The sequence below is a fragment of the Streptomyces sp. NPDC060366 genome (genome assembly GCF_042725135.1).
In the GTDB taxonomy this organism is placed as follows: domain Bacteria; phylum Actinomycetota; class Actinomycetes; order Streptomycetales; family Streptomycetaceae; genus Streptomyces.
The window spans coordinates 136,305-156,041 of record NZ_JBHXDC010000006.1; the positions used below are offsets into that span (position 1 = coordinate 136,305).

Annotated in this window: 20 protein-coding genes and 1 tRNA gene; 9 read left to right on the forward strand and 12 right to left on the reverse strand. The window is 70.8% G+C overall.

The window, feature by feature from the left end; genetic code table 11:
• Positions 1 to 129: 129 nt before the first annotated feature.
• From ACFWHU_RS17435 to ACFWHU_RS17450, 4 genes are all read right to left on the reverse strand, one after another.
• The gene (locus ACFWHU_RS17435) at positions 130 to 975 is read right to left on the reverse strand and encodes an MBL fold metallo-hydrolase (RefSeq protein WP_385797714.1); all 846 of its coding nucleotides are present in this window, start codon (positions 973 to 975) and stop codon (positions 130 to 132) included.
• A complete protein-coding gene (locus ACFWHU_RS17440; protein WP_387225461.1) occupies positions 972 to 1,862 on the reverse strand; it encodes an NUDIX hydrolase in 891 nt (296 codons plus the stop codon). The genes ACFWHU_RS17435 and ACFWHU_RS17440 overlap by 4 nt, the downstream gene beginning before the upstream one ends.
• A 155-nt stretch (positions 1,863 to 2,017) precedes the next feature.
• Complete coding sequence (locus tag ACFWHU_RS17445) at positions 2,018 to 2,488, reverse strand: RidA family protein (protein ID WP_385797721.1); 471 nt, start codon at positions 2,486 to 2,488, stop codon at positions 2,018 to 2,020.
• Positions 2,485 to 2,646 carry a DUF4177 domain-containing protein gene (locus tag ACFWHU_RS17450; protein ID WP_023539689.1) on the reverse strand — a complete coding sequence of 54 codons (162 nt, stop codon included), beginning with the start codon at positions 2,644 to 2,646 and terminating at the stop codon, positions 2,485 to 2,487. Before ACFWHU_RS17450 ends, ACFWHU_RS17445 begins: the two co-directional genes overlap by 4 nt.
• Positions 2,647 to 2,740: 94 nt before the next feature.
• On the opposite strand from ACFWHU_RS17450, the gene ACFWHU_RS17455 reads away from it, so the two are divergent.
• Complete coding sequence (locus tag ACFWHU_RS17455; RefSeq protein WP_385797727.1) at positions 2,741 to 3,700, forward strand: ArsA family ATPase; 960 nt, start codon at positions 2,741 to 2,743, stop codon at positions 3,698 to 3,700.
• Entirely contained in the window at positions 3,700 to 5,040 is a 1,341-nt protein-coding gene (locus tag ACFWHU_RS17460; protein WP_385797730.1) for an ArsA-related P-loop ATPase, read from the forward strand. Before ACFWHU_RS17455 ends, ACFWHU_RS17460 begins: the two co-directional genes overlap by 1 nt.
• A 183-nt stretch (positions 5,041 to 5,223) precedes the next feature.
• Here the strand turns inward: ACFWHU_RS17460 and ACFWHU_RS17465 are convergent, their stop codons facing one another.
• On the reverse strand, positions 5,224 to 5,601 hold the full coding sequence (locus ACFWHU_RS17465) for a WhiB family transcriptional regulator (protein WP_187280032.1): 378 nt from the start codon (positions 5,599 to 5,601) through the stop codon (positions 5,224 to 5,226).
• Between the two features lie 409 nt (positions 5,602 to 6,010).
• On the opposite strand from ACFWHU_RS17465, the gene ACFWHU_RS17470 reads away from it, so the two are divergent.
• Entirely contained in the window at positions 6,011 to 8,278 is a 2,268-nt protein-coding gene (locus tag ACFWHU_RS17470) for a transglycosylase domain-containing protein (RefSeq protein ID WP_387225462.1), read from the forward strand.
• Positions 8,279 to 8,372: 94 nt separating this feature from the next.
• Here ACFWHU_RS17470 and ACFWHU_RS17475 read toward each other — a convergent pair whose 3' ends face one another.
• Positions 8,373 to 8,840, reverse strand: a complete 468-nt coding sequence (locus ACFWHU_RS17475; RefSeq protein WP_385797737.1) for a GatB/YqeY domain-containing protein — start codon at positions 8,838 to 8,840, stop codon at positions 8,373 to 8,375.
• 154 nt (positions 8,841 to 8,994) lie between these two features.
• Between ACFWHU_RS17475 and ACFWHU_RS17480 the strand changes: the two genes are divergently transcribed.
• Positions 8,995 to 9,933, forward strand: a complete 939-nt coding sequence (locus ACFWHU_RS17480) for a metallophosphoesterase (protein WP_387225463.1) — start codon at positions 8,995 to 8,997, stop codon at positions 9,931 to 9,933.
• An 85-nt stretch (positions 9,934 to 10,018) separates the two neighbouring features.
• Positions 10,019 to 10,092: transfer RNA gene (locus ACFWHU_RS17485), tRNA-Pro, on the forward strand.
• Positions 10,093 to 10,164: 72 nt separating this feature from the next.
• Here ACFWHU_RS17485 and ACFWHU_RS17490 read toward each other — a convergent pair.
• Together ACFWHU_RS17490 and ACFWHU_RS17495 are read right to left on the reverse strand one after the other, a co-directional pair.
• Complete coding sequence (locus ACFWHU_RS17490; protein ID WP_387225464.1) at positions 10,165 to 11,571, reverse strand: hypothetical protein; 1,407 nt, start codon at positions 11,569 to 11,571, stop codon at positions 10,165 to 10,167.
• A gap of 152 nt (positions 11,572 to 11,723) precedes the next feature.
• Positions 11,724 to 12,293, reverse strand: a complete 570-nt coding sequence (locus ACFWHU_RS17495) for a flavoprotein (protein WP_385797783.1) — start codon at positions 12,291 to 12,293, stop codon at positions 11,724 to 11,726.
• A gap of 118 nt (positions 12,294 to 12,411) precedes the next feature.
• Here ACFWHU_RS17495 and ACFWHU_RS17500 point away from each other — a divergent pair, with 118 nt between their 5' ends.
• Positions 12,412 to 12,594, forward strand: a complete 183-nt coding sequence (locus ACFWHU_RS17500; RefSeq protein WP_242575475.1) for a hypothetical protein — start codon at positions 12,412 to 12,414, stop codon at positions 12,592 to 12,594.
• A 29-nt stretch (positions 12,595 to 12,623) separates the two neighbouring features.
• Here ACFWHU_RS17500 and ACFWHU_RS17505 read toward each other — a convergent pair whose 3' ends face one another.
• The 3 genes from ACFWHU_RS17505 to ACFWHU_RS17515 all read right to left on the reverse strand — a co-directional run bounded on the left by ACFWHU_RS17505 (position 12,624) and on the right by ACFWHU_RS17515 (position 15,205).
• Positions 12,624 to 13,820 carry a serine hydrolase domain-containing protein gene (locus ACFWHU_RS17505; protein ID WP_387225465.1) on the reverse strand — a complete coding sequence of 399 codons (1,197 nt, stop codon included), beginning with the start codon at positions 13,818 to 13,820 and terminating at the stop codon, positions 12,624 to 12,626.
• Positions 13,821 to 13,882: 62 nt separating this feature from the next.
• A complete protein-coding gene (locus ACFWHU_RS17510) occupies positions 13,883 to 14,755 on the reverse strand; it encodes an SDR family NAD(P)-dependent oxidoreductase (RefSeq protein ID WP_387225692.1) in 873 nt (290 codons plus the stop codon).
• A 69-nt stretch (positions 14,756 to 14,824) separates the two neighbouring features.
• Positions 14,825 to 15,205 carry a nuclear transport factor 2 family protein gene (locus ACFWHU_RS17515; protein ID WP_385797790.1) on the reverse strand — a complete coding sequence of 127 codons (381 nt, stop codon included), beginning with the start codon at positions 15,203 to 15,205 and terminating at the stop codon, positions 14,825 to 14,827.
• A gap of 143 nt (positions 15,206 to 15,348) precedes the next feature.
• Between ACFWHU_RS17515 and ACFWHU_RS17520 the strand changes: the two genes are divergently transcribed.
• On the forward strand, positions 15,349 to 16,002 hold the full coding sequence (locus ACFWHU_RS17520) for a TetR/AcrR family transcriptional regulator (RefSeq protein WP_385797793.1): 654 nt from the start codon (positions 15,349 to 15,351) through the stop codon (positions 16,000 to 16,002).
• Here the strand turns inward: ACFWHU_RS17520 and ACFWHU_RS17525 are convergent.
• On the reverse strand, positions 15,938 to 16,858 hold the full coding sequence (locus ACFWHU_RS17525) for an alpha/beta hydrolase (RefSeq protein WP_387225466.1): 921 nt from the start codon (positions 16,856 to 16,858) through the stop codon (positions 15,938 to 15,940). The two genes, ACFWHU_RS17520 and ACFWHU_RS17525, sit on opposite strands and share 65 nt — an antisense overlap.
• Before the next feature lie 129 nt (positions 16,859 to 16,987).
• Here ACFWHU_RS17525 and ACFWHU_RS17530 point away from each other — a divergent pair, with 129 nt between their 5' ends.
• Both ACFWHU_RS17530 and ACFWHU_RS17535 read left to right on the forward strand, forming a co-directional pair.
• A complete protein-coding gene (locus ACFWHU_RS17530) occupies positions 16,988 to 17,743 on the forward strand; it encodes a TIGR03086 family metal-binding protein (RefSeq protein ID WP_387225467.1) in 756 nt (251 codons plus the stop codon).
• On the forward strand, positions 17,740 to 19,632 hold the full coding sequence (locus tag ACFWHU_RS17535; protein ID WP_387225468.1) for a S9 family peptidase: 1,893 nt from the start codon (positions 17,740 to 17,742) through the stop codon (positions 19,630 to 19,632). The genes ACFWHU_RS17530 and ACFWHU_RS17535 overlap by 4 nt, the downstream gene beginning before the upstream one ends.
• Positions 19,633 to 19,737: the final 105 nt, after the last annotated feature.

Below are 19,737 nucleotides of genomic sequence, written 5' to 3' on the forward strand. Positions count from 1 at the left end.
TCCCGGCCGGGGGGGGGGCGGGGGGGGGGCCCCCCCCGACGCTTGGGCCCGTTCAGTGCTCGGGCCCCTCCGGCGCCTGACCGGCCCCCACTTCAGCGCGAACCGTGTCGTTCGGCGACGGACCGGTCGCTACGCCCCGGAGATCAGCCCGTGCTCCCGCAGGTACTCCAGCTGCGCGCGCACCGAGAGTTCCGCCGCCGGCCACAGGGACCGGTCCACGCCGCTGCCTCCGTACACATGCGCCACGATCTCCGCCGGCGAGCGGAAGCCGTTCTCCACCGCCGTCTCCACCTGCGCGAGGCGGCTCGCGCGGTGCGCGAGGTAGTACTCCACCGCGCCCTGGGCGTCCTCCAGTACGGGCCCGTGCCCCGGCAGCACCGTATGGACACCGTCGTCGACGGTCAGCGAGCGCAGCCGCCGCAGCGAGTCGACGTAGTCGCCGAGCCTGCCGTCCGGGTGGGCCACCATCGTCGTACCGCGGCCGAGGATCGTGTCGCCCGTCAGCACCGCGCGGTCGGCCGGCAGATGGAAGCAGAGCGAGTCCGAGGTGTGCCCGGGGGTCGCCACGACGCGCAGCTCCAGCCCGCCCTCCGTCACGACGTCACCGGCCGCCAGTCCCTCGTCGCCGAGGCGCAGGGCCGGGTCCAGGGCCCGTACGGACGTACGCGTCAGCTCGGCGAAGCGCGCCGCGCCTTCCGCGTGGTCGGGGTGGCCGTGGGTGAGGAGGGTCAGCGCGACGCGCTTGCCCGCCCGCTCGGCGGTGGCGACGACCTCTTGAAGATGCGCCTCGTCGAGCGGACCGGGGTCGATCACGACGGCGAGCGCGGAGTCCGGCTCGGAGACGATCCAGGTGTTCGTGCCGTCCAGGGTCATCGCGGACGCGTTGGGCGCGAGCACGTTGACCGCGCGGGCCGTCGCGGCGCCGGAGACGACGCTTCCGCGCGGCTGGCCGGGCAGGGCGGCGGCGTCCGTCATCGCTCGCCACCCCCCGTGGGTACGCGCAGTGGCACGCGCTTGGTGAACTCCTCCTGGCCCGGCCAGGCGAGAACCACCTCGTCGCCCTCCACCCTCGGCTTCGCCAGCACGGGCGCGAGATCCCGCCCGGCGGCCGCATCGAGCGCCTCGGCGGCGGAGCCGTACGGCTGGAGCTGACGCAGGGTCGCGACGGTGGGCGGCATCATCAGCAGTTCGCCCTCGTCGTATCCGAGTGCCGCGTCGGCGGGCCGGATCCACACCGTCCGGTCGGCCTCCGTAGAAGCGTTGCGCGTACGCTGCCCGGCCGGCAGCGCGGCGACGAAGAACCAGGTGTCGTACCGCTTCGGTTCGAACTCGGGGGTGATCCACCGGGTCCACGCCGCCAGCAGATCGCTGCGCAGCGTCAGCCCGCGCCGGTCCAGGAACTCCGCGAAGGACAGCTCACGGTCGACGAGAGCGGCGCGGTCCGCCTCCCAGTCGTCCCCCGTGGTGTCGCCGACGACGGTCTCGGCCGTCTCCCCCGCCAGCAGGACCCCGGCCTCCTCGTACGTCTCGCGCACCGCCGCGCAGACGATGGCCTGCGCGGACGCGGCGTCGACGCCGAGGCGCCCCGCCCACACGTCACGGCCGGGCCCCGCCCAGCGGACGAGCCGGTCGTCGTCGCGCGGGTCGACGCCGCCGCCCGGATACGCGTACGCACCTCCGGCGAATGCCATGGAGGTGCGTCGGCGCAGCATGTGTACGGAGGGTCCGAAGGATTCGTCGACGGCATCGCGCAGCAGCATCACGGTCGCGGCCCGCCGTGCGGGAGCCACGCTGAGCTCGCCCCGGGCGAGCGCGCGGATGCGGCCGGACCACTCGGGCGGGAACCACTGACCATTGGACATGCCGGGATGCTACGGGCTTCCCCGGCGATGTTCGAGAGCCACTTCCCGGGGTCAGGGGACCCCGGGCCGGCGCGTCAGCGGCCGGAGACAGCCCGACGACGGCGCGAAGCGCACTTTGCGCCGCGCCTCGCGCGGTCTCCGGCCGGTCGCGGACGTCAGTCCGCGACCAGCTCCACCTGGATCTCGATCTCGACCGGGGCGTCCAGCGGCAGGACGGCGACACCGACAGCGCTGCGCGCGTGCACGCCCTTGTCACCGAAGACCTGGCCGAACAGCTCGCTCGCTCCGTTGAGGACGGCGGGCTGGCCCGTGAAGTCCGAGGCGGAGGCGACGAATCCCGTGACCTTCACGACGCGAGCGACGCGGTCCAGATCGCCGGTGACGGACTTCACGGCGGCCAGCGCGTTCAGCGCGCAGATCCGGGCGAGGTCCTTGGCCTCCTCGGGCGTCACCTCGGCGCCGACCTTGCCGGTCACCGGAAGCTTGCCCTCCACCATCGGCAGCTGCCCCGCCGTGTAGACGTACACGCCGGACCGCACGGCCGGCTGATACGCCGCGAGCGGCGGTACGACCTGCGGAACCGTCAGCCCCAGTTCGGCGAGAGCCGCCTCGACCGCGCCGCTCATGCGGACTTCTCTCGCTTCAGATAGGCCACCAGCTGCTCGGGGTTGTTCGGACCCGGAATGACCTGGACGAGCTCCCAGCCGTCCTCGCCCCAGGTGTCCAGAATCTGCTTCGTCGCGTGCACGAGAAGAGGCACCGTCGCGTATTCCCACTTCGTCATGGGCCGACTGTATCCGCACCGCGCGAGCACCTCGTACGGAGCCCGTGGACGGCCTCGTGCGTAGCCCGCGGTCCGACTGGTTAGGCTCGAATGTGTGAGCAGGCTCCAGGTCGTCAGCGGCAAGGGGGGCACCGGTAAGACGACGGTCGCCGCCGCCCTCGCGCTCGCCCTCGCGACGGAGGGCAAACGCACCCTCCTTGTAGAGGTCGAGGGCAGACAGGGCATCGCACAGCTCTTCGAAACGGAGGCGCTTCCTTACGAAGAACGGAAGATCGCCGTCGCCCCGGGCGGTGGCGAGGTGTACGCGCTGGCCATCGACGCCGAGCGCGCGCTCCTCGACTACCTCCAGATGTTCTACAAGCTCGGCAGCGCGGGCCGCGCCCTCAAGAAGATCGGCGCCATCGACTTCGCCACCACGATCGCGCCGGGCGTCCGGGACGTCCTGCTGACGGGCAAGGCGTGTGAAGCCGTACGCCGCCGCGACAAGCGGGGCCGGTTCACCTACGACTACGTCGTGATGGACGCCCCGCCCACCGGCCGCATCACACGCTTCCTGAACGTGAACGACGAGGTGGCCGGCCTCGCGAAGATAGGGCCGATATACAACCAGGCACAGGCCGTGATGCGGGTGCTCAAGTCGCCCGGGACCGCCGTGCATCTGGTGACCCTTCTTGAAGAGATGCCGGTCCAGGAGACCGCCGACGGCGTCGGCGAGCTGCGCGGCGCCGAACTGCCCGTCGGCAAGGTGATCGTGAACATGGTGCGCCCGCACGTCCTCGACGAGGAGGCCGTCAACGGCGTGGCGGGCGACCGTCGTAAGGAGGTCACCAAGGCGCTCGCGGCGGCCGGGGTCGGCGCGCCCACGAAGCTCGTGGGACCGCTCCTGGAGCAGGCCGCCGAGCACGCCCAGCGCGTGGAGCTCGAGCGCGAGCAGCGAGCCGTCCTGGCGCAGCTCGGGCTGCCCACGTACGAACTCCCCCTGATCGGCGAGGGGATGGACCTCGCCGGTCTGTACCGCCTGGCGGGGGAGCTACGGAATCTTGGGGAGGTCTGATGACTCTGGACCCGGCGGTGGCCCCGCTCGAAGTCGATCCGCTGCTCGACGACCCGCAGACGCGCATCATCGTGTGCTGCGGCTCCGGCGGCGTGGGCAAGACGACGACGGCGGCGGCCCTCGGCGTACGGGCGGCGGAGCGCGGCCGCAAGGTGGTCGTGCTGACCATCGACCCGGCCCGCCGGCTCGCCCAGTCCATGGGCATCGACTCGCTCGACAACACCCCGCGCCAGGTCAAGGGCATCGACGGCAGCGGTGAACTGCACGCGATGATGCTCGACATGAAGCGGACCTTCGACGAGATCGTCGAGGCTCACGCCGACCCGGACCGGGCCCGGGCCATCCTGGACAACCCCTTCTACCAGTCCCTGTCGGCCGGTTTCGCGGGCACGCAGGAGTACATGGCGATGGAGAAGCTGGGGCAGTTGCGGGCCCGCGACGAGTGGGACCTGATCGTCGTCGACACCCCGCCCTCGCGCTCCGCGCTGGACTTCCTGGACGCGCCGAAGCGGCTCGGCTCGTTCCTGGACGGGAAGTTCATCAGGCTGCTGATGGCCCCCGCGAAGATGGGCGGCCGGGCCGGGATGAAGTTCCTGAACGTCGGGATGTCGATGATGACCGGCACCCTCGGGAAGCTGCTCGGCGGCCAATTCCTGCGCGACGTGCAGACGTTCGTGGCCGCGATGGACACGATGTTCGGCGGTTTCCGTACGCGCGCGGACGCGACGTACCGACTGCTCCAGGCGCCCGGTACGGCGTTCCTGGTGGTCGCCGCACCGGAGCGGGACGCGCTGCGCGAGGCGGCGTACTTCGTGGAACGGCTGGCCGCCGAGGGGATGCCGCTCGCCGGTCTCGTCCTCAACCGTGTGCACGGCAGCGGCGCCGCCCGGCTGTCGGCGGAGCGGGCGCGGGCCGCCGCGGAAAATCTTGAAGAGGATCGCATTGTGGATCAGGGCCGCGGGAAGGATGGAGTTCGTGAGGCCGCCGCCCCCGCGGGCTCATCTCCCGACGCCCCCCAAGCCCCAGAGGCATCCCGTACGCCCCAGCCGCACGAGGAATCGCAGACGTCCGGATCACCGAAGTCCGGCACGTCGACTTCCGAACCACCCTCCGAACCGCCGTCGGTCAATCAACTGACGGCCGGTCTGCTGCGCCTGCACGCGGAACGTATGCAGGTACTCAAGCGTGAGCAGCGCACGCGCGACCGCTTCACCGCGCTCCACCCCGAGGTGCCCGTGGCCGAGGTCGCGGCACTGCCCGGCGATGTGCACGACCTCGCCGGGCTCCGGACCATCGGTATCCGCCTCGCGGGCCAGGACCCGGCGACCGGGACCGCGTGACCGACGGCACGTAACCGACGCGTGCGTGGCAGGCACGGCGGCGACCGGCGCGCCTGACCGGCCCACAAGCGAGCGGCGGTGCGCGACCGGCCCGTGATGACCGGCGCGCGGCGACCGGCGGGCTGACGACCCTTGACCCGCAGGTGTGGATGCGCGCGCGTCCGCCGCGCTTCGTACTGCGGCCTACCCCACCGCCGCCCATGTCTCGTCGATGACGTCGGCGTAGTGGCGCGAGCCGTACGTCTCGTCGTCGTCCTCAAGGCCGGCGGGCAGAATGCCCGCGCTGCGCTCGTACTCGGTGCGTGCGGTTTCGAGCAGCCGTCGCCAAGAGGTGACAGTGGGGCGTCTGCGCAGCAGTGCGCGTCGCTCCCGCTCGGTCATTCCACCCCACACGCCGAATTCGACGCGGTTGTCCAGCGCGTCGGCCAGGCACTCGGTCCGCACCGGGCATCCGGTGCACACCGCCTTGGCCCTGTTCTGCGCTGCGCCCTGTACGAACAATTCATCCGGATCGGTAGTGCGGCATGCTGCCTGCGCACTCCAGTCGGTTACCCAGCCCATCCCGGCGCCGTCCTCTCCCGAATCGAGGCTCCCCCACGGCGGAAGCGGCATATTCACCGCTGCCAGTTGAGGACGTTACGGAAGGTGGGCACAGCGCAACACCCCCTTCGGGCCCAATCTTGAATGGCCCGAACGGACTATGCGTACGCGGCAGATCACCCAGGGGAGTGACCCGAGGACATCCGCGACGAACCCCGACAGGTCGGGATGTTTCAGTTGAGCCACAACGGGCGTCAGATGACGTAAGAGGCGGAATCGGACAGGACTTCCAACGCGTCGGTGGCGGAACGTGGTTCGCCGGATGTTCACGTCGAGGACTTGATACGAAACCGCACTGCTGTGACAGTTGAGTGCAGCTTAGGCCAGAGCCTTTATGTGTGTCCGGCGAATGACAACGTAGGCTGCTGGCATGCCAAAAAAGCGCTCGGGCGGCGGTCTGACCGGGACCCAGCAGGCCGCCAAGTTCCTCGGTGTCAGCGTCCTCGCGGGAGCGGTGCTGGCGGGAATCGCCTTGCCCGCCTTCGGAGTTCTGGGCCTCGCGGCCAAGGGCACGGTCGAGGGATTCGACGAGATCCCGGCCAATCTCAAGACGCCGCCGCTCAGTCAGCGCACCACGATCCTCGACAAGGACGGTGGCCAGATCGCCACCGTCTACTCACGTGACCGCACGGTCGTCCCGCTCACCGACATCTCGCCGTACATGCAGAAGGCGATCGTCGCGATCGAGGACTCGCGCTTCTACGAGCACGGGGCGGTGGACCTCAAGGGCGTTCTGCGCGCGGCCAATCGCAACGCGCAGTCGGGCGGCGTCTCCCAGGGCGCGTCGACCCTCACCCAGCAGTACGTGAAGAACGTCTTCGTCGAGGAGGCGGGTGACGACCCCGACAAGGTCGCCCAGGCCACCCAGCAGACCATCGGCCGCAAGATCCGCGAGCTCAAGTTCGCGATCCAGGTCGAGGAGGAGCTGGGCAAGAAGAAGATCCTCGAGAACTACCTGAACATCACCTTCTTCGGACAGCAGGCGTACGGCGTCGAGGCCGCCGCGCACCGCTACTTCTCCAAGTCGGCGAAGGACCTGAAGCTGGAAGAGGCGGCGCTGCTGGCCGGCCTCGTCCAGTCGCCGAGCCGGTACGACCCGGTGAACGACACGGACGAGGCGACCAAGCGTCGCAACACCGTGATCCAGCGCATGGCCGACGTGAAGGACATCTCGCAGGCCGAGGCGGACCGCGCGAAGAAGTCCGAGATCAATCTGAAGGTGAGCCGTCCCAAGAACGGCTGCATCACGGCGGTCAAGGGCGCGGGCTTCTTCTGCGACTACGTACGGAAGGTGTTCCTCACCGACTCCGCGTTCGGCAAGACGCAGGAGGACCGGGCCAAGGTCTGGAACCAGGGCGGTCTGACCGTCCGGACGACGCTCGACCCGCAGGCGCAGGACTCGGCGCAGGAATCGATCAAGAAGCACGTCTACAAGACGGACGAGGTCGCCACCGCCCTGTCGATCGTCGAGCCGGGCAGCGGCAAGATCCTGGCCATGGGGCAGTCGCGGCCGTACGGCGGCGGCAAGAACGAGACGTACATGAACCTGTCCGTCGACGAGGACATGGGCGGCGGCGCCGGCTACCAGCCGGGATCGACCTTCAAGCCCATCGTCGCAGCGGCGGCCCTGGAGCAGGGCATCCAGCCGACGCAGTCGTACCCCTCGCCGTACCAGATGGACTACCCGAGCCCCGTACAGACCTGCAAGGGTCCGTGGACGGACCAGGGTGTCCCGGTCGAGAACGAGAACGAGACCGAGGTCGGCCCGTACGGGATGAAGGAAGCGACCGCCAAGTCGGTCAACACCTACTACGTACAGCTGATCAGCCAGATCGGCGTCTGCCCGGTGACCGAGCTGGCCCGGAAGATGGGCGTCGAGCGGGCCAACGGCAAGGCGATCGACCAGGTCCCGTCGATCACGCTGGGCACGCAGGAGATGTCGCCGCTCACCATGGCCTCGGGGTACGCGACGTTCGCCAACCGCGGCACCTACTGCACCCCGATCGCCATCTCGTCGATCACCGGCCCGAACGGCAAGGAGATGGACGTCCCGAAGTCGACCTGCTCGCGGGCGATGTCGGAGAAGACGGCCGACACCATAAACACACTGCTGGCGGGCGTGGTCGAGGACGGTACGGGCCAGGAGGCGGGCCTGGGCGCCAGGCCGAGCGCGGGCAAGACCGGTACCACCGACTTCCGGCTCGCCGCGTGGTTCGTGGGCTACACGCCGAACATGGCGGGCGCGGTGTGGGTCGGTGACCCGACGCACAAGAAGAAGATGGTGGACATCACCATCGGCGGCCGGTACCACGACAAGGTCTTCGGTGGCGCCGTGCCCGGACCGATCTGGCGCGACGCGATGGGCGGTGCGCTCGACGGCAAGGAAGCGCCCGGGTTCAACACCATCAACATCCCGGATCCCGAGAAGGACAAGGACAAGGGCCGCGACCGGCCGGGCGACAACGGCGGCGGTGACAACGGCGGGAACGACGGCGACGGCGACGGGGGCGGTGACGGCGATGGGGACGGTGGCAACGGCGACCAGGACCCGGGCCAGGGTCCCGGGAGGCCTGGCGGAGGCGACAACGGAGGGAACGGGGGGAACCCGTTCCCGGACTTCCCGGGCGCGTTCGAGTAAGCCGTAGAGGCCGTACAGGCAACGGAGAGGGGCTCCCGGCCGATCGGGTATCGATCAGGCCGGGAGCCCCTCTCGTATTCGTATCCAGCCGTCCTCAGCCGGCGGCGAGGCTCTGCTTGACCGCTGCGGCGACGCGACCGCCCTCGGCACGGCCCGCGACCTTCGGCCCGACGATCTTCATGACGGCGCCCATCGCACGCGGCCCCTCGGCGCCGGCGGCCTTCGCCTCACCGACGGCCTGCGCCACGATCGCACCGAGCTCGTCGTCGCTCAGCTGCTGCGGCAGATAGGCGTCGAGCAGCACGCCCTCCGCCTTCTCCCGCTCCGCCTGCTCGGCCCGCCCGCCCTGCGCGAAGGCCTCGGCCGCCTCGCGGCGCTTCTTGGCCTCCTTGGCGATCACCTTCTGCACCTCGTCGTCGGAGAGCTCACGCGCCGACTTGCCGGAGACCTCCTCCTTGGAGATCGCGGCGAGGGTCAGCCGGAGGGTGGCGGAACGCAGCTCGTCGCGTGCCCTGATCGCAGCGATGAGGTCGTCGTGCAGCTTGGACTTGAGCGTGGTCATGCGCACAGTGTGTCAGGTACGGCCCAAGGCCCGCCGACGAGTTTTCCGGCGCCGCCGCGCGGCCGTGCGCGGGCCGTGCTCGGTACCTTCGGGTGATCGTCGGGTGATCGGGGGTGTGACCGCGTGGGCGGTGCGGGTCTGCGACGATGACACCATGCGCGCACGCTACGGAGTCCCCCTGAAAGTCACCGCGGGAATCGCGGCCGTCGGGGCGGCCGGCATCGCCTACGCCGCCGGTTTCGAGGCCCGCTCCTTCCGACTGCGACGGGTGTCCGTCCCCGTACTGCCCGAAGGCATGCGGCCACTGCGGGTCCTCCACGTCTCGGACATCCACATGGTCAGCGGCCAGCGCAAGAAACAGCGCTGGCTCCGCTCCCTGGCCGGCCTGCGACCCGACTTCGTCGTGAACACCGGCGACAACCTCTCCGACCCGGAGGGCGTACCCGAGGTGCTCGACGCGCTGGGCCCGCTGATGGAGTTCCCGGGCGTCTACGTCTTCGGCTCCAACGACTACTACGGCCCCGCGCTGCGAAACCCGGCGCGCTACATCTACGAGAAGGCCCAGGGCAAGCACGGCCTGAACGGCAACGCACCGGCCGTCAACGTCGTCCACAACCCGTGGGAGCCCATGCGCGACGCCTTCGACGCGGCGGGCTGGGTGGGCCTCACCAACGCCCGCGGCCGGCTCAAGATCGACGGCCACGAGATCGCCCTCACGGGCGTCGACGACCCGCACATCAAGCGCGACCGCTACGCCGAGGTCGCGGGCGGCCCGGAACCCGACGCGGACCTGTCGATCGGCGTGGTCCACGCCCCGTACCTCCGCACGCTGGAGGCGTTCACCTCGGACGGTTACCCCCTGATCCTGGGCGGTCACACACACGGCGGCCAGCTCCGCATCCCGTTCTACGGAGCCCTGGTCACCAACTGCGACCTGGACACGGCCCGCGCGCGGGGCCTGTCGACGTACGACGCCGGGGGCCACACGTCCTACCTCCACGTCTCGGCGGGCTGCGGCACGAACCGCTACACCCCGGTCCGCTTCGCCTGCCCCCCGGAAGCGACGCTCCTGACCCTCACCCCACCCCGCTGACCCCGGCCTCCCGGCCCTAAACCGGATTTCGCCTGCGGCCGCCGGTGGGCTAAAGTAATCGATGTCGCAGCGACACGGGCGACATCGGGGTGTAGCGCAGCTTGGCAGCGCGCTTCGTTCGGGACGAAGAGGTCGTGGGTTCAAATCCCGCCACCCCGACAGCCGAAGCAGCAGCTCAGGGGCCCTGATCCGCATCGCGGATCGGGCCCCTGAGGCGTTTCAGGGCGGGGGTCAGGTCCAGTGGAGGCGGTTGCCCGTGGTGTTGCGGGCGAGGAAAAGAGAGAGGTAGGCCTGGGCCGCCATGGCGCCGATGCGGTGTTCGCGGCCGTAGTAGGTGTTCTCCGAGGTGGCGCCGTAGGTGCGGCCGTCCGTGAAGCGGGACATGAGGGTCAGCTGGGCCTCGTTGTGGAGGCGTTCCCACTTCGCCGCGGCCGGGTCGATGCCGGTGTCCTGGCCGGTGAGGGTGACCAGTAGGTCGAAGTTGCCGAAGTAGAAGGGGAAGTGCGTGCCCCAGTCGTTGCCCTCGGGGTAGTAGATCTCCGCCGAGTTCTCGCGGTAGATCGGGCTGGTGCCGCCGCCGGGCAGCGGGAAGGGCTTGTCCACAAGTGCGGCGTACGTGCGGTTGATGTTGTGCAGCGCGGCCCGCGGCGCGGGCCGGTTCGCCAGGCCGAAGACGAAGCCCTGGTACAGGCTCTGGTCGAACGCCACCATGTACAGCGGGTGCAGGCGCGCGTGGTTCTGGAGGGTGCCGTCGTCCGCGATGTTCGTGCCCTGGAGCCAGGTCGAGAGCCGGATGCCGTTGATCGTCTCGTCGCTGGTGAGGTCCTGCGGGCAGGCCGCCGCGGCCAGCAGGAGTTCGACGTTGCGGCGCGTCCAGCGGGCGGCGCCGGGGTGGTTCGGCATCATCACCGCCGCGAGGGAGAGCGCCGCCGCGCTCCAGTTGTCCTCCTCCGCCTTGCTGTCGCCGGGGGAGACGACAGTGCCGTCGCGGCGGGTCATGTAGAGCTGCTCACCGCCGGTGCCGATGAGGTGGACGTTGTTTCCGGTGGTCAGCCGGTCGGCCTCCCAGGCCAGCATGGCGGCCAGATGGTCGCGCTCGGCGGTGTCGAGCTTCTCCCAGAACAGCCAGCCGGCCAGCGCGGTGTAGTACGCCCACAGCGCGGTCTGCCAGCCGTTGCCCCAACGCGTCGCGGTGTCGGCGTTGTTGGCCCGGTGCCGGGCGGCGAGCGTACGGATGAGATTGCGGGTCCGGATGGTGGCGTTGGCGGCGGACAGCGTCCGCGGGTCGTAGGTGCCGGTGGTCAGCGCGGTGGTGGCGGCCACGGCGGCCATGGCCGGCAGCCGGATGGCCCGCTCGTCGGTGCCCCGGAGATCGATGTAGCCGTCCGGGAGGTATCGCGTGTACATCCCGGCGTACCAGGGCCCGATCAGATACCGGGAGTTCCCCGCGAGGATCGCCGTCACCCTTTTTCCGGCGGCGTCGGTCCCCGGATACGACCCCAGGCTCCCCCAGGCGATCGGTACGACGTCGTTCTGGGCAGCTCTGGCGGTGGCGGGCACACCGAACGCGGCAGTGGCCCCCAGCGCACCGGCGGTACCCAGGAACCTGCGGCGGGAGAACGGGGGAAGGGCGGGCATACGGGCACTCCTGTCACGGGCCGGATGTCCGAACACGGTCAAGCATGACAGCGGCAACAAACACCGCACAAGGGTCTATACCATTAGGGATCGATGCCAACAGCCGTGCCGACAGGGTGATTTGGCCACAGGTCTCGTACGGGCGGACCGCGTCACTCCGTCGCGCCGTCCACCGCCCGCAGGATTTGCGGCCAGGGGAGTTCGCGCTTCGGAGGGGCTGCTTGAGGCTCGTGGAGTGGCCAGACGTCGGGGCCCTGGATCAGGTGGACGCCCGCCTGTCGGAGGTGGCCGAGGTGCATGGGCCAGGCGGGGTGGCGGGCGTGGGCGGCGTTGATGTGCGGGAAGACGATCACCGGGAGGCCGGGCGTGCCCAGGGCCTCGGTGAGCTGGGTGAGCGCCTGGTTGTCGGCGATGCCCAGGGCGAGTTTGGCGACCGTGTTCGCCGTCGCCGGGGCCGCCACGTAACAGTCCACCGGTGGGTGCGGGCGGGGCTCCGAGGGGAGGCGGGGGTGGTCGCGGACCGGAAGGCCGGTCAGGGTCTCCAGGCGGTCCAGTTCGCCGTACGCCCGTAGCCAGCGGCCCGCCGTCGGGGTCAGGGTCACCGCCACCCGCCAGCCGCGGGCCACCGCCGGTTCGACCAGGCCGGTGCGGAGCGACTCCAGCCCGCCGGCCGCCGACGCCACCACTCCGAGGACGCCGCGGGGCGTGCGCGCTTCACTCATCGTCACAGTCTCGCAGGACTGCGGTCCCCCTTCCGGGGCACACGGTCGGCGACGATCCAACCACCGTCATTCCGGACATGGTTGGCCATCCATCGACATGTTCGGCAGGAGAGAGTAGATGCTCGCAATAGCGGCCGCAGTGGTCTTTTTCATCGCCTTCATCCTCAACGCCACCAAGACGTCGACGGAGGTCATCTTCGGTACGACGAGTCTCACGCTCGTCGGACTCACCCTCGTCGCCCTGCACCTGGCCGGTGTCGGAGCCGGGTGGCAGGCGCGCGGTCGCGGCCGTCGGCGGTGACAGCCGTAAGTGACAGCGGTGGCAAGTTGTTACGACGCGTAGCGCCAGAAGTCGCGCAGCAGGGGTGACGGGACCGGGCCCGTCGCCTCCAGCTGCGTCAGCAGGATGGTCACCGCGCCCGTGGACGGTGTGATGTGCGCCGCCGTTCCCGTACCGCCGACCCAGCCGTAGCGGCCCGCCACGTTCCAGGGGTCGATCGCCGCGACGTCCACCGAGCCGCCGAAGCCCCAGCCCTGCCCTTCCAGGAACAGCGTGCCCGCGTCGCGCTGGGGCCGGGTGAGGTGGTCCGTGGTCATCTGTCCGACGGATGCGGGTGACAGCAGCCTCCGGTCCCCCGCCCTGCCGTCCGCCAGGAGCATCTTGGCGAAGGCGTGCCAGTCGCCGACGGTCGAGACCAGGCCGCCCGCGCCGGACGGGAAGGGCGGCAGCGTGCTCCACTGGCCGTCGGGGGCGTCGACCAGTTCGAGGCCGCCCGTCCCGTCCGCCCGGTAGTAGTGCGGCACCCGGTCGCGCTTGCCGGCCGGCACCTCGAACCCCGTGTCCGCCATGCCGAGCGGTTCGAAGATCCGCTCCGCCAGGAACTCCGGCAGCGGACGTCCCGTGACCCTCGCGATCAGCACACCGAGGATGTCGGAGCCGATGTTGTACAGCCAGGCCTCGCCCGGCTGGTGCAGCAGCGGGATACGGGACAGCGTCGCCATCCACTCGTCCGGCGCGGCGACGTGCTGCGGCTGCGGAGGGCCCTGCTTCAACTCGCTGAACAGCGGTGCGACCGCGGGCAGCGAGAAGTCGGACGGGAAGCCGTGCCCGGAGCGGAAGGTGAGCAGATCGAACACGGTGATCGCCCTGACGGCCGGGACCACGTCGTCGACCGGGCCGGCCGGTGTCCGTACGACCATCGGCGACGCCAGCTCGGGCAGCCACCGGTCGACCGGGTCGTCCAGCGCGATACGGCCGTGCTCGACCAGCATCATGACCGCGGCGGCGATCACCGGCTTCGTGAGCGAGGCGATACGGAAGATCGAGTCCCTGGTCAGGGGGGTCGTGCCCGCCGCATCGGCCGAGCCGGCCTCCGCCACCTCGATACGGTCGCCGCGTGCCACTAGGGCCACGGCGCCCGGCAGCGGTCCCTCGTTCACGTACGCCTTGAGCACGTCGTGCAGATTCGTCGCGCCGGTCGCGCCGGCCGATTCAGTCGCGCCGGTCGATTCACTCGCGTCAGTCATGGTTCACCTTTTCGCGTTCTCGCCCGAGCTGTCGTGAAGGAGACTCGGGGCGCCGCGCGGAATCATCGGTCCGGGTCCGGGTCCGGGCGCTTGCGCAGGCGCAGCGAGTTCCAGCTCGCGTCGGCCGTCCAGCCGCCGTCGACCGGCAGCGCGGTGCCGTTCACGAAGCCGCTGCGGGCCGGGTCCGCCAGGAACGCCACCGCCTGCGCGATGTCGTCGGGCGCGGCGAACCGTCCCATCGGCACCCGGTCCACGATGTCCTCGTCCGTGTAGCCACCCGACGCCTGGTCGGCGGCGTCCATCTCCGTCTTCACCCAGCCCGGACAGACCGCGTTGACCCGTACGCCCCTGCCTCCCCACTCCCCCGCCAGCGTGCGCGTGAGGCCGATCAGGCCGTGCTTGCTCGCGTTGTACGCGGCGCGGTCGGAGACTCCGTGCAGTCCCGCGATCGACGCGATGTTGACGATCGAGCCGCCGCCCGCCGCGAGCATCAGCCGGCCCACCGCGCGGGACAGCAGGAACGGCCCGGTGAGATTGACGTCCAGGACCCGCCGCCACTGGTCGGCCGTCGTCTCCTCGGCCGGGACGAGCAGCGACACACCCGCGTTGTTGACGAGCGCGTCCACCCGGCCGAAGCGCTCGCGGACCTGGTCGGCGAGCCCGGTCACGTACGACTCCGACGCGACGTCCCCGACCACGGCCACTGCGTCCGCCCCGGCCGCGCGGACGGAGGCGAGGGTGTCCGCCGGGTCCACGATGTCGGCCAGCACCAGCGCGTAGCCCTCCTCGGCCAGGACCTCGGCCACCCGGCGGCCGATGCCCTGCGCCACACCCGTCACCACGGCGACGCGGCCCGCGCCCGAAGCCGCGCCTGAACCCGCAGTCGCACCCGGACCCGGACCTGCACTCGGCGTACTCGGCGTACTCGACGTCATTTCAGTCATGAGGTCAGCGTGGACCGGGATACGTGGTCGGCGGAAGCGCTCGGCCGATCAGTCGCGTGATCAGTAACGCTCGACCAGGTGCTCGCGGCCCGCCGGAGGCTCGTACGGCTCCGGCCAGAAGTCCGTGATCTCCGCTATCCGGCCTTCCCCGTCCCCCGTGAAGAAGCTGACCGCGTGCATCTCCTCCGCGCCCACCGTGACGTGCAGCCACGTCACCACCTGCCCGGCGTCCGGGTCCGCCACGACCCGTTCCGTACGCACCCGCCAGTCCCCCGGATACTCCACGTTGAACCGCAGGAACGCTTCCTTGCCGCGAATCCGCTCGCGCGTCTGCGGCAGGTCGTAGACCACCTCCGCCGCGAGGGTGCCGGCGAACGTCGTCCAGTCGCGGGCGTCCGCCGCGGCCCAGTACGTCTCCACTGCCTTCCGAAGCTCGGTCATACGCGAAGTCTGCACCGTGCCACTGACAGTCGGCGGTCTACGTGAGCGTCAGCGGTCTTCGTGAGCATCGGCGGTCTTCGCGAGCCGTCAGCGGTCTCCGCGAGCAATGACCGCACGGTCGTCCGGTTAGTACACTGGCCGTTGTGACAGCTACGAGCACCGACGGACGCATCGCACGGGGGAACCAGACCCGCCAACTGATCCTGAAGCACACCGTCCGGATCGCCTCGGTCGAAGGTCTCGGCGGTCTGTCGCTCGGCCGGCTGGCCGGAGAGCTGCGACTGAGCAAGAGCGGGGTGTTCGCCCTGTTCGGCTCCAAGGAGGAGCTCCAGCTCGCCACCGTGCGCGCCGCCGCCAAGGTGTACATCGACCATGTCGTCCGGCCCGTCCTGGAGCTGCCCGCCGGGCTCGACCGGATCCGGCGGCTGTGCGACGGCTGGCTCACGTACTCCGAGAACCGGGTCTTCCCCGGCGGCTGCTTCTTCTACTCGGTGTCGGCCGAGTACGACGCACGCGAGGGCAAGGTCCACGACGCGGTGGCGCAGGCCCGCCTCGACTGGGTCGCGTTCGTGGCACAGAACATCGAGGAGGCCAAGCAGGCGGGCGAGGCGCGGGACGACACCGACGTCCCCCAGCTCGCCTTCGAACTCGTGTCGCTCCTCGAAGGCGCCAACGCCGAGTCCGTCCTGCACGACGACTTCAGCTGCTACACCAAGGCCGCCAAGGCGATCCTCAGCCGGCTGCGGTCCGTGGCGACGGATCCGGCGCTGCTGCCGCTCGCGCCGGCGTCCCGCTGACCACGAAGTCCCTCACGGACGCGGCGACTTGGCGGTCGCCGATGATCCGCCGGTGACCCAGCCCCCGGGTGACGACCAGCCTCGCCCGGTCGCCGAGCGTGGCGCCGAGCGTGGCGCTGAGCGCGCGCGAGGCGGCGGGGTCGACCATGTCGTCGTCCTCGTCGTGGACGACCAGGAACGATGACGCGCCCACCGCCGTACCCGTACGCGGAACCGAGAAGCGCGACCAGATGTCCGTCTCGCCGGGGAACAGCTCCCGCTCGATACGCCCCCGAAGCTCGCGGTTCAGCCGCGCCCGCAGCCCCAGCCCGGCGCAGAACCGGTCGACCAGATACGCGAAGTCGGGCACACCGCTGATGGCCACGATCCGCTCCGTCCGCACCCCGCGCTCCTGTGCGGCGACGAACGTCGCGGTGACGCCGAGGGAGTGCGCCACGACCGTCTCGAACGGTCCGTGTTCCGCGTCCAGCGCCGTGATGATGTCGCGCAGATCGACGATCGTCATCGTCTCGCCGGTGGCCTCGCCGTGGCCGGGCGCGTCGAAGGCGATCGGGCTGAGGCCGAGGCTCAGCAGCTCGGTCACGAGCGTGGCGAAGCGCGAGCCGCGCGACTCCCAGCCGTGCACGAGCAGCACGGGCCGTTCGCCCGTGCCCCACCGGTAGCTGATCGCCGTCCCCCCGCCGACGGCGATCTCGCCGACCTCGGCCCGGTCCATCACCGGGCGCTCGTCGGGCCGCAGGCGGCTGCGACCGCGCGGCTTCCTGAAGAGGCGGAAGGCGGCCTTGCCCGCCAGTGCCGGTGAGACGTAGGACGCGGCGTTCAGGGCGGTGCGGACAGTTGTCACGGCGAGATCCATGCCGCGTTCTCCTCGGGTCGCTTCGGAGTGGATCGCGGATTTCCTGGTGCGATCAGGGACTTCCCGGCGAGACGGTAGCACGATCGTTCGGCTAGTTTTATTGCTTAACTGAACGTACGATCGTGCGTTATGGGACCCAATCAGCGCTTCAAGAATGAGCTGGACACCCTCATCGACCAGCAGCTCCTGCCGGAGGACCGCGAGAGCGCGTGGACGGCCGTGTGGACGTACGACCGCGCCATGGTGCTGGAGACCGTACGCATCCTGGAGCACGCCGGCCCCGCCGACTGGGCACACCCCACCCCCTGCGCCGACTGGGACCTGCGCGCGCTCGTGTCCCACATGGCCGGTCAGCACCGCGGCTTCGCCGCCGCGGCGGCCGGCGGTGGCGCGGACCTCCGGCTGTGGCAGCCGCTGCCGCTGGGCGACGATCCGCTCGGCGCCTACCGGGCGACGGTCGCGTCCGTCTCCGGGGCCTTCGCCCAACCCGGCGTGGCGGCACGGCAGTTCGATCTCCCGGAGATCAGCCGCAGCCGCCGCTTCCCCGCCGTGGTCGCCGTCGGATTCCACTTCCTGGACTACACCGTCCACGCCTGGGACGTCGCCAGGGCCATCGGTCTCGACTGGGAGCCGGGTGACGACGTCGCCGCGGCGGCCCTCGCGGTCGCGCTGCGCGTACCCGACGACGAACGGCGGCGCGCGCCGGGCGCCGCGTTCCGCCCCGCGCGGTCGTCGGCCGAGGACGGCGGGCCGTTCGACCGCGTACTGGCCGCGCTCGGCAGATCTCCGGCCTGGACCGCCGGGGCCGCCGGCACGGACGAACCGGCCCGCACCCGCCGATACCCCGCAGCCGTCCCTCCCGAAGCAGCAGAATGGAGCCCATGACTGAGAAGAACGACCACCAGCCCGACTCCCCTGTCGCACCCGTCGCCCCCGCCGCACCCGAAGCGGCCCCCGACTGGGAGAAGCGTTTCCGGGCCCCCCGCGTCTCGCTGCCCGACTGGGCCGAGGACGCGCCCGACCGCGCGCTGTTCGTCTCCAATGCGACGGGTACGTACGAGCTGTACGCGTGGGACCGCGCCACCGGCGCCCAGCGGCAGGTCACCGACCGCCCCAACGGCACCATGGACGGCGCGCTGACCCCCGACGGCCGGTGGATCTGGTGGTTCAACGACACCGACGGCGACGAGTTCGGTGTCTGGATGCGACAGCCGTTCGACCAGGACGAGCAGGACGGCCAGGACGGCCAGGGCGACACGGACGGCGAAGCGGGCGCGCGCGGCGTCGACGAGGCCGCGACGCCCGGTATCGACGCGGCGTACCCCAGCGGGCTCGCGCTCGGGCGCGACGGAACGGCGGTCGTCGGCTGCTCGACCGACGAGGACGGGTCCACGATCCATGTACTCCCCGCCGGTGGCGCCGCCCCGGTCGAGATCTACCGGCACCGCGAGTCGGCCGGCGTCGGCGACCTGTCGCACGACGGGAGCCTCATCGCCGTCGAGCACACCGAGCACGGCGACGCGATGCACTCCGCGCTGCGCGTGGTGCGCCTGGACGGCACGGCGGTCGCCGAACTGGACGACACCAAGGGCGGCGAGATCGAACTGGGCCTGTCGGTCCTCGGTTTCGCGCCGGTCGACGGCGACAACCGACTCCTCGTCGGGCATCAGCGGCGCGGTCGCTGGGAGCCGATCGTGTGGGACGTGGCGTCGGGCGAGGAGACCGATCTGGCGATCGAGCTGCCCGGGGACGTATCGGCCGAGTGGTATCCGGACGGGTCCGCGCTGCTGATCGTGCACAGCTTCGAGGCGCGTAGCGAGCTGTGGCGCTACGAGCTCGCGACGCGCGCGCTGACCAGGGTCGAGACGCCCGCCGGGACGGTGTCGGGCGCGACGGCCAGGCCGGACGGCTCGGTGGAGTACCTGTGGTCGTCGGCGGCCCGTCCGCCCGTGGTGCGGTCCACGTCGGGCGACGTCGTACTCGACCCGCCGGGCTCGAAGGCGCCCGCGTCCGTGCCGGTGACCGACGTGTGGGTGGAGGGGCCCGGCGGGCGGATCCACGCGCTGGTGCAGCGGCCCGCGGGCGAGGGCCCGTTCCCGACGGTCTTCGAGGTCCACGGCGGACCGACCGCGCACGACAGGGACTCCTTCACTGCGGGCCCGGCGGCCTGGGTGGACCACGGCTACGCGGTCGTACGGGTCAACTACCGCGGCTCCACGGGCTACGGCCGCGAGTGGACGGACGCGCTCAAGCACCGCATCGGCCTGATCGAGCTGGAGGACGTCGCCGCCGTACGCGAGTGGGCGGTGTCGTCGGGCCTCGCCGACCCGGCGAAGCTCGTGCTCTCGGGCGGTTCGTGGGGCGGCTATCTGACGCTGCTCGGTCTCGGTACGCAGCCCGACGTGTGGGCGGTGGGGCTGGCGGCCGTACCGGTGGCCGACTACGTCACCGCGTACCACGACGAGATGGAGGCGCTTAAGTCCATGGACCGCACGCTGCTCGGGGGTACGCCGGAGGAGGTCCCGGAGCGCTACGAGGCGTCGTCCCCGCTGACGTACGTGGACGCGGTGCGCGCCCCCGTCTACATCTCGGCGGGCCTGAACGACCCGCGCTGCCCGATCCAGCAGGTGGAGAACTACGTGAACCGCCTGTCGGCGCGCGGCGCGACGCACGAGGTGTACCGGTACGACGCGGGGCACGGGTCGCTGGTGGTGGAGGAACGGATCAAGCAGGTCGCCCTGGAACTGGACTTCGCGGAGCGCCACCTCCGCTAGACCGGGGCCTTGGCGGGGCCGCCTTGAGCAGGGGCCGCGCTCGTTCTCCGGATTGCGCGGCTCTCGGGCCGCGACAGGGGGAGCCCGCTCCTGGGTCCTCAATCG

Coding starts and splice junctions, on each gene's coding strand:
- ACFWHU_RS17440 (WP_387225461.1), bottom strand. CDS start 1,862: ATGTCCAATGGTCAGTGGTTCCCGCCCGAGTGGTCCGGCCGCATCCGC.
- ACFWHU_RS17465 (WP_187280032.1), bottom strand. CDS start 5,601: ATGGGCTGGGTAACCGACTGGAGTGCGCAGGCAGCATGCCGCACTACC.
- ACFWHU_RS17490 (WP_387225464.1), bottom strand. CDS start 11,571: ATGCCCGCCCTTCCCCCGTTCTCCCGCCGCAGGTTCCTGGGTACCGCC.
- ACFWHU_RS17495 (WP_385797783.1), bottom strand. CDS start 12,293: ATGAGTGAAGCGCGCACGCCCCGCGGCGTCCTCGGAGTGGTGGCGTCG.
- ACFWHU_RS17505 (WP_387225465.1), bottom strand. CDS start 13,820: ATGACTGACGCGAGTGAATCGACCGGCGCGACTGAATCGGCCGGCGCG.
- ACFWHU_RS17510 (WP_387225692.1), bottom strand. CDS start 14,755: ATGACGTCGAGTACGCCGAGTACGCCGAGTGCAGGTCCGGGTCCGGGT.
- ACFWHU_RS17480 (WP_387225463.1), top strand. CDS start 8,995: ATGCGCGCACGCTACGGAGTCCCCCTGAAAGTCACCGCGGGAATCGCG.
- ACFWHU_RS17500 (WP_242575475.1), top strand. CDS start 12,412: ATGCTCGCAATAGCGGCCGCAGTGGTCTTTTTCATCGCCTTCATCCTC.
- ACFWHU_RS17525 (WP_387225466.1), bottom strand. CDS start 16,858: ATGGATCTCGCCGTGACAACTGTCCGCACCGCCCTGAACGCCGCGTCC.
- ACFWHU_RS17460 (WP_385797730.1), top strand. CDS start 3,700: ATGACTCTGGACCCGGCGGTGGCCCCGCTCGAAGTCGATCCGCTGCTC.
- ACFWHU_RS17450 (WP_023539689.1), bottom strand. CDS start 2,646: ATGACGAAGTGGGAATACGCGACGGTGCCTCTTCTCGTGCACGCGACG.
- ACFWHU_RS17435 (WP_385797714.1), bottom strand. CDS start 975: ATGACGGACGCCGCCGCCCTGCCCGGCCAGCCGCGCGGAAGCGTCGTC.
- ACFWHU_RS17445 (WP_385797721.1), bottom strand. CDS start 2,488: ATGAGCGGCGCGGTCGAGGCGGCTCTCGCCGAACTGGGGCTGACGGTT.
- ACFWHU_RS17475 (WP_385797737.1), bottom strand. CDS start 8,840: ATGACCACGCTCAAGTCCAAGCTGCACGACGACCTCATCGCTGCGATC.
- ACFWHU_RS17515 (WP_385797790.1), bottom strand. CDS start 15,205: ATGACCGAGCTTCGGAAGGCAGTGGAGACGTACTGGGCCGCGGCGGAC.
- ACFWHU_RS17530 (WP_387225467.1), top strand. CDS start 16,988: ATGGGACCCAATCAGCGCTTCAAGAATGAGCTGGACACCCTCATCGAC.
- ACFWHU_RS17535 (WP_387225468.1), top strand. CDS start 17,740: ATGACTGAGAAGAACGACCACCAGCCCGACTCCCCTGTCGCACCCGTC.
- ACFWHU_RS17470 (WP_387225462.1), top strand. CDS start 6,011: ATGCCAAAAAAGCGCTCGGGCGGCGGTCTGACCGGGACCCAGCAGGCC.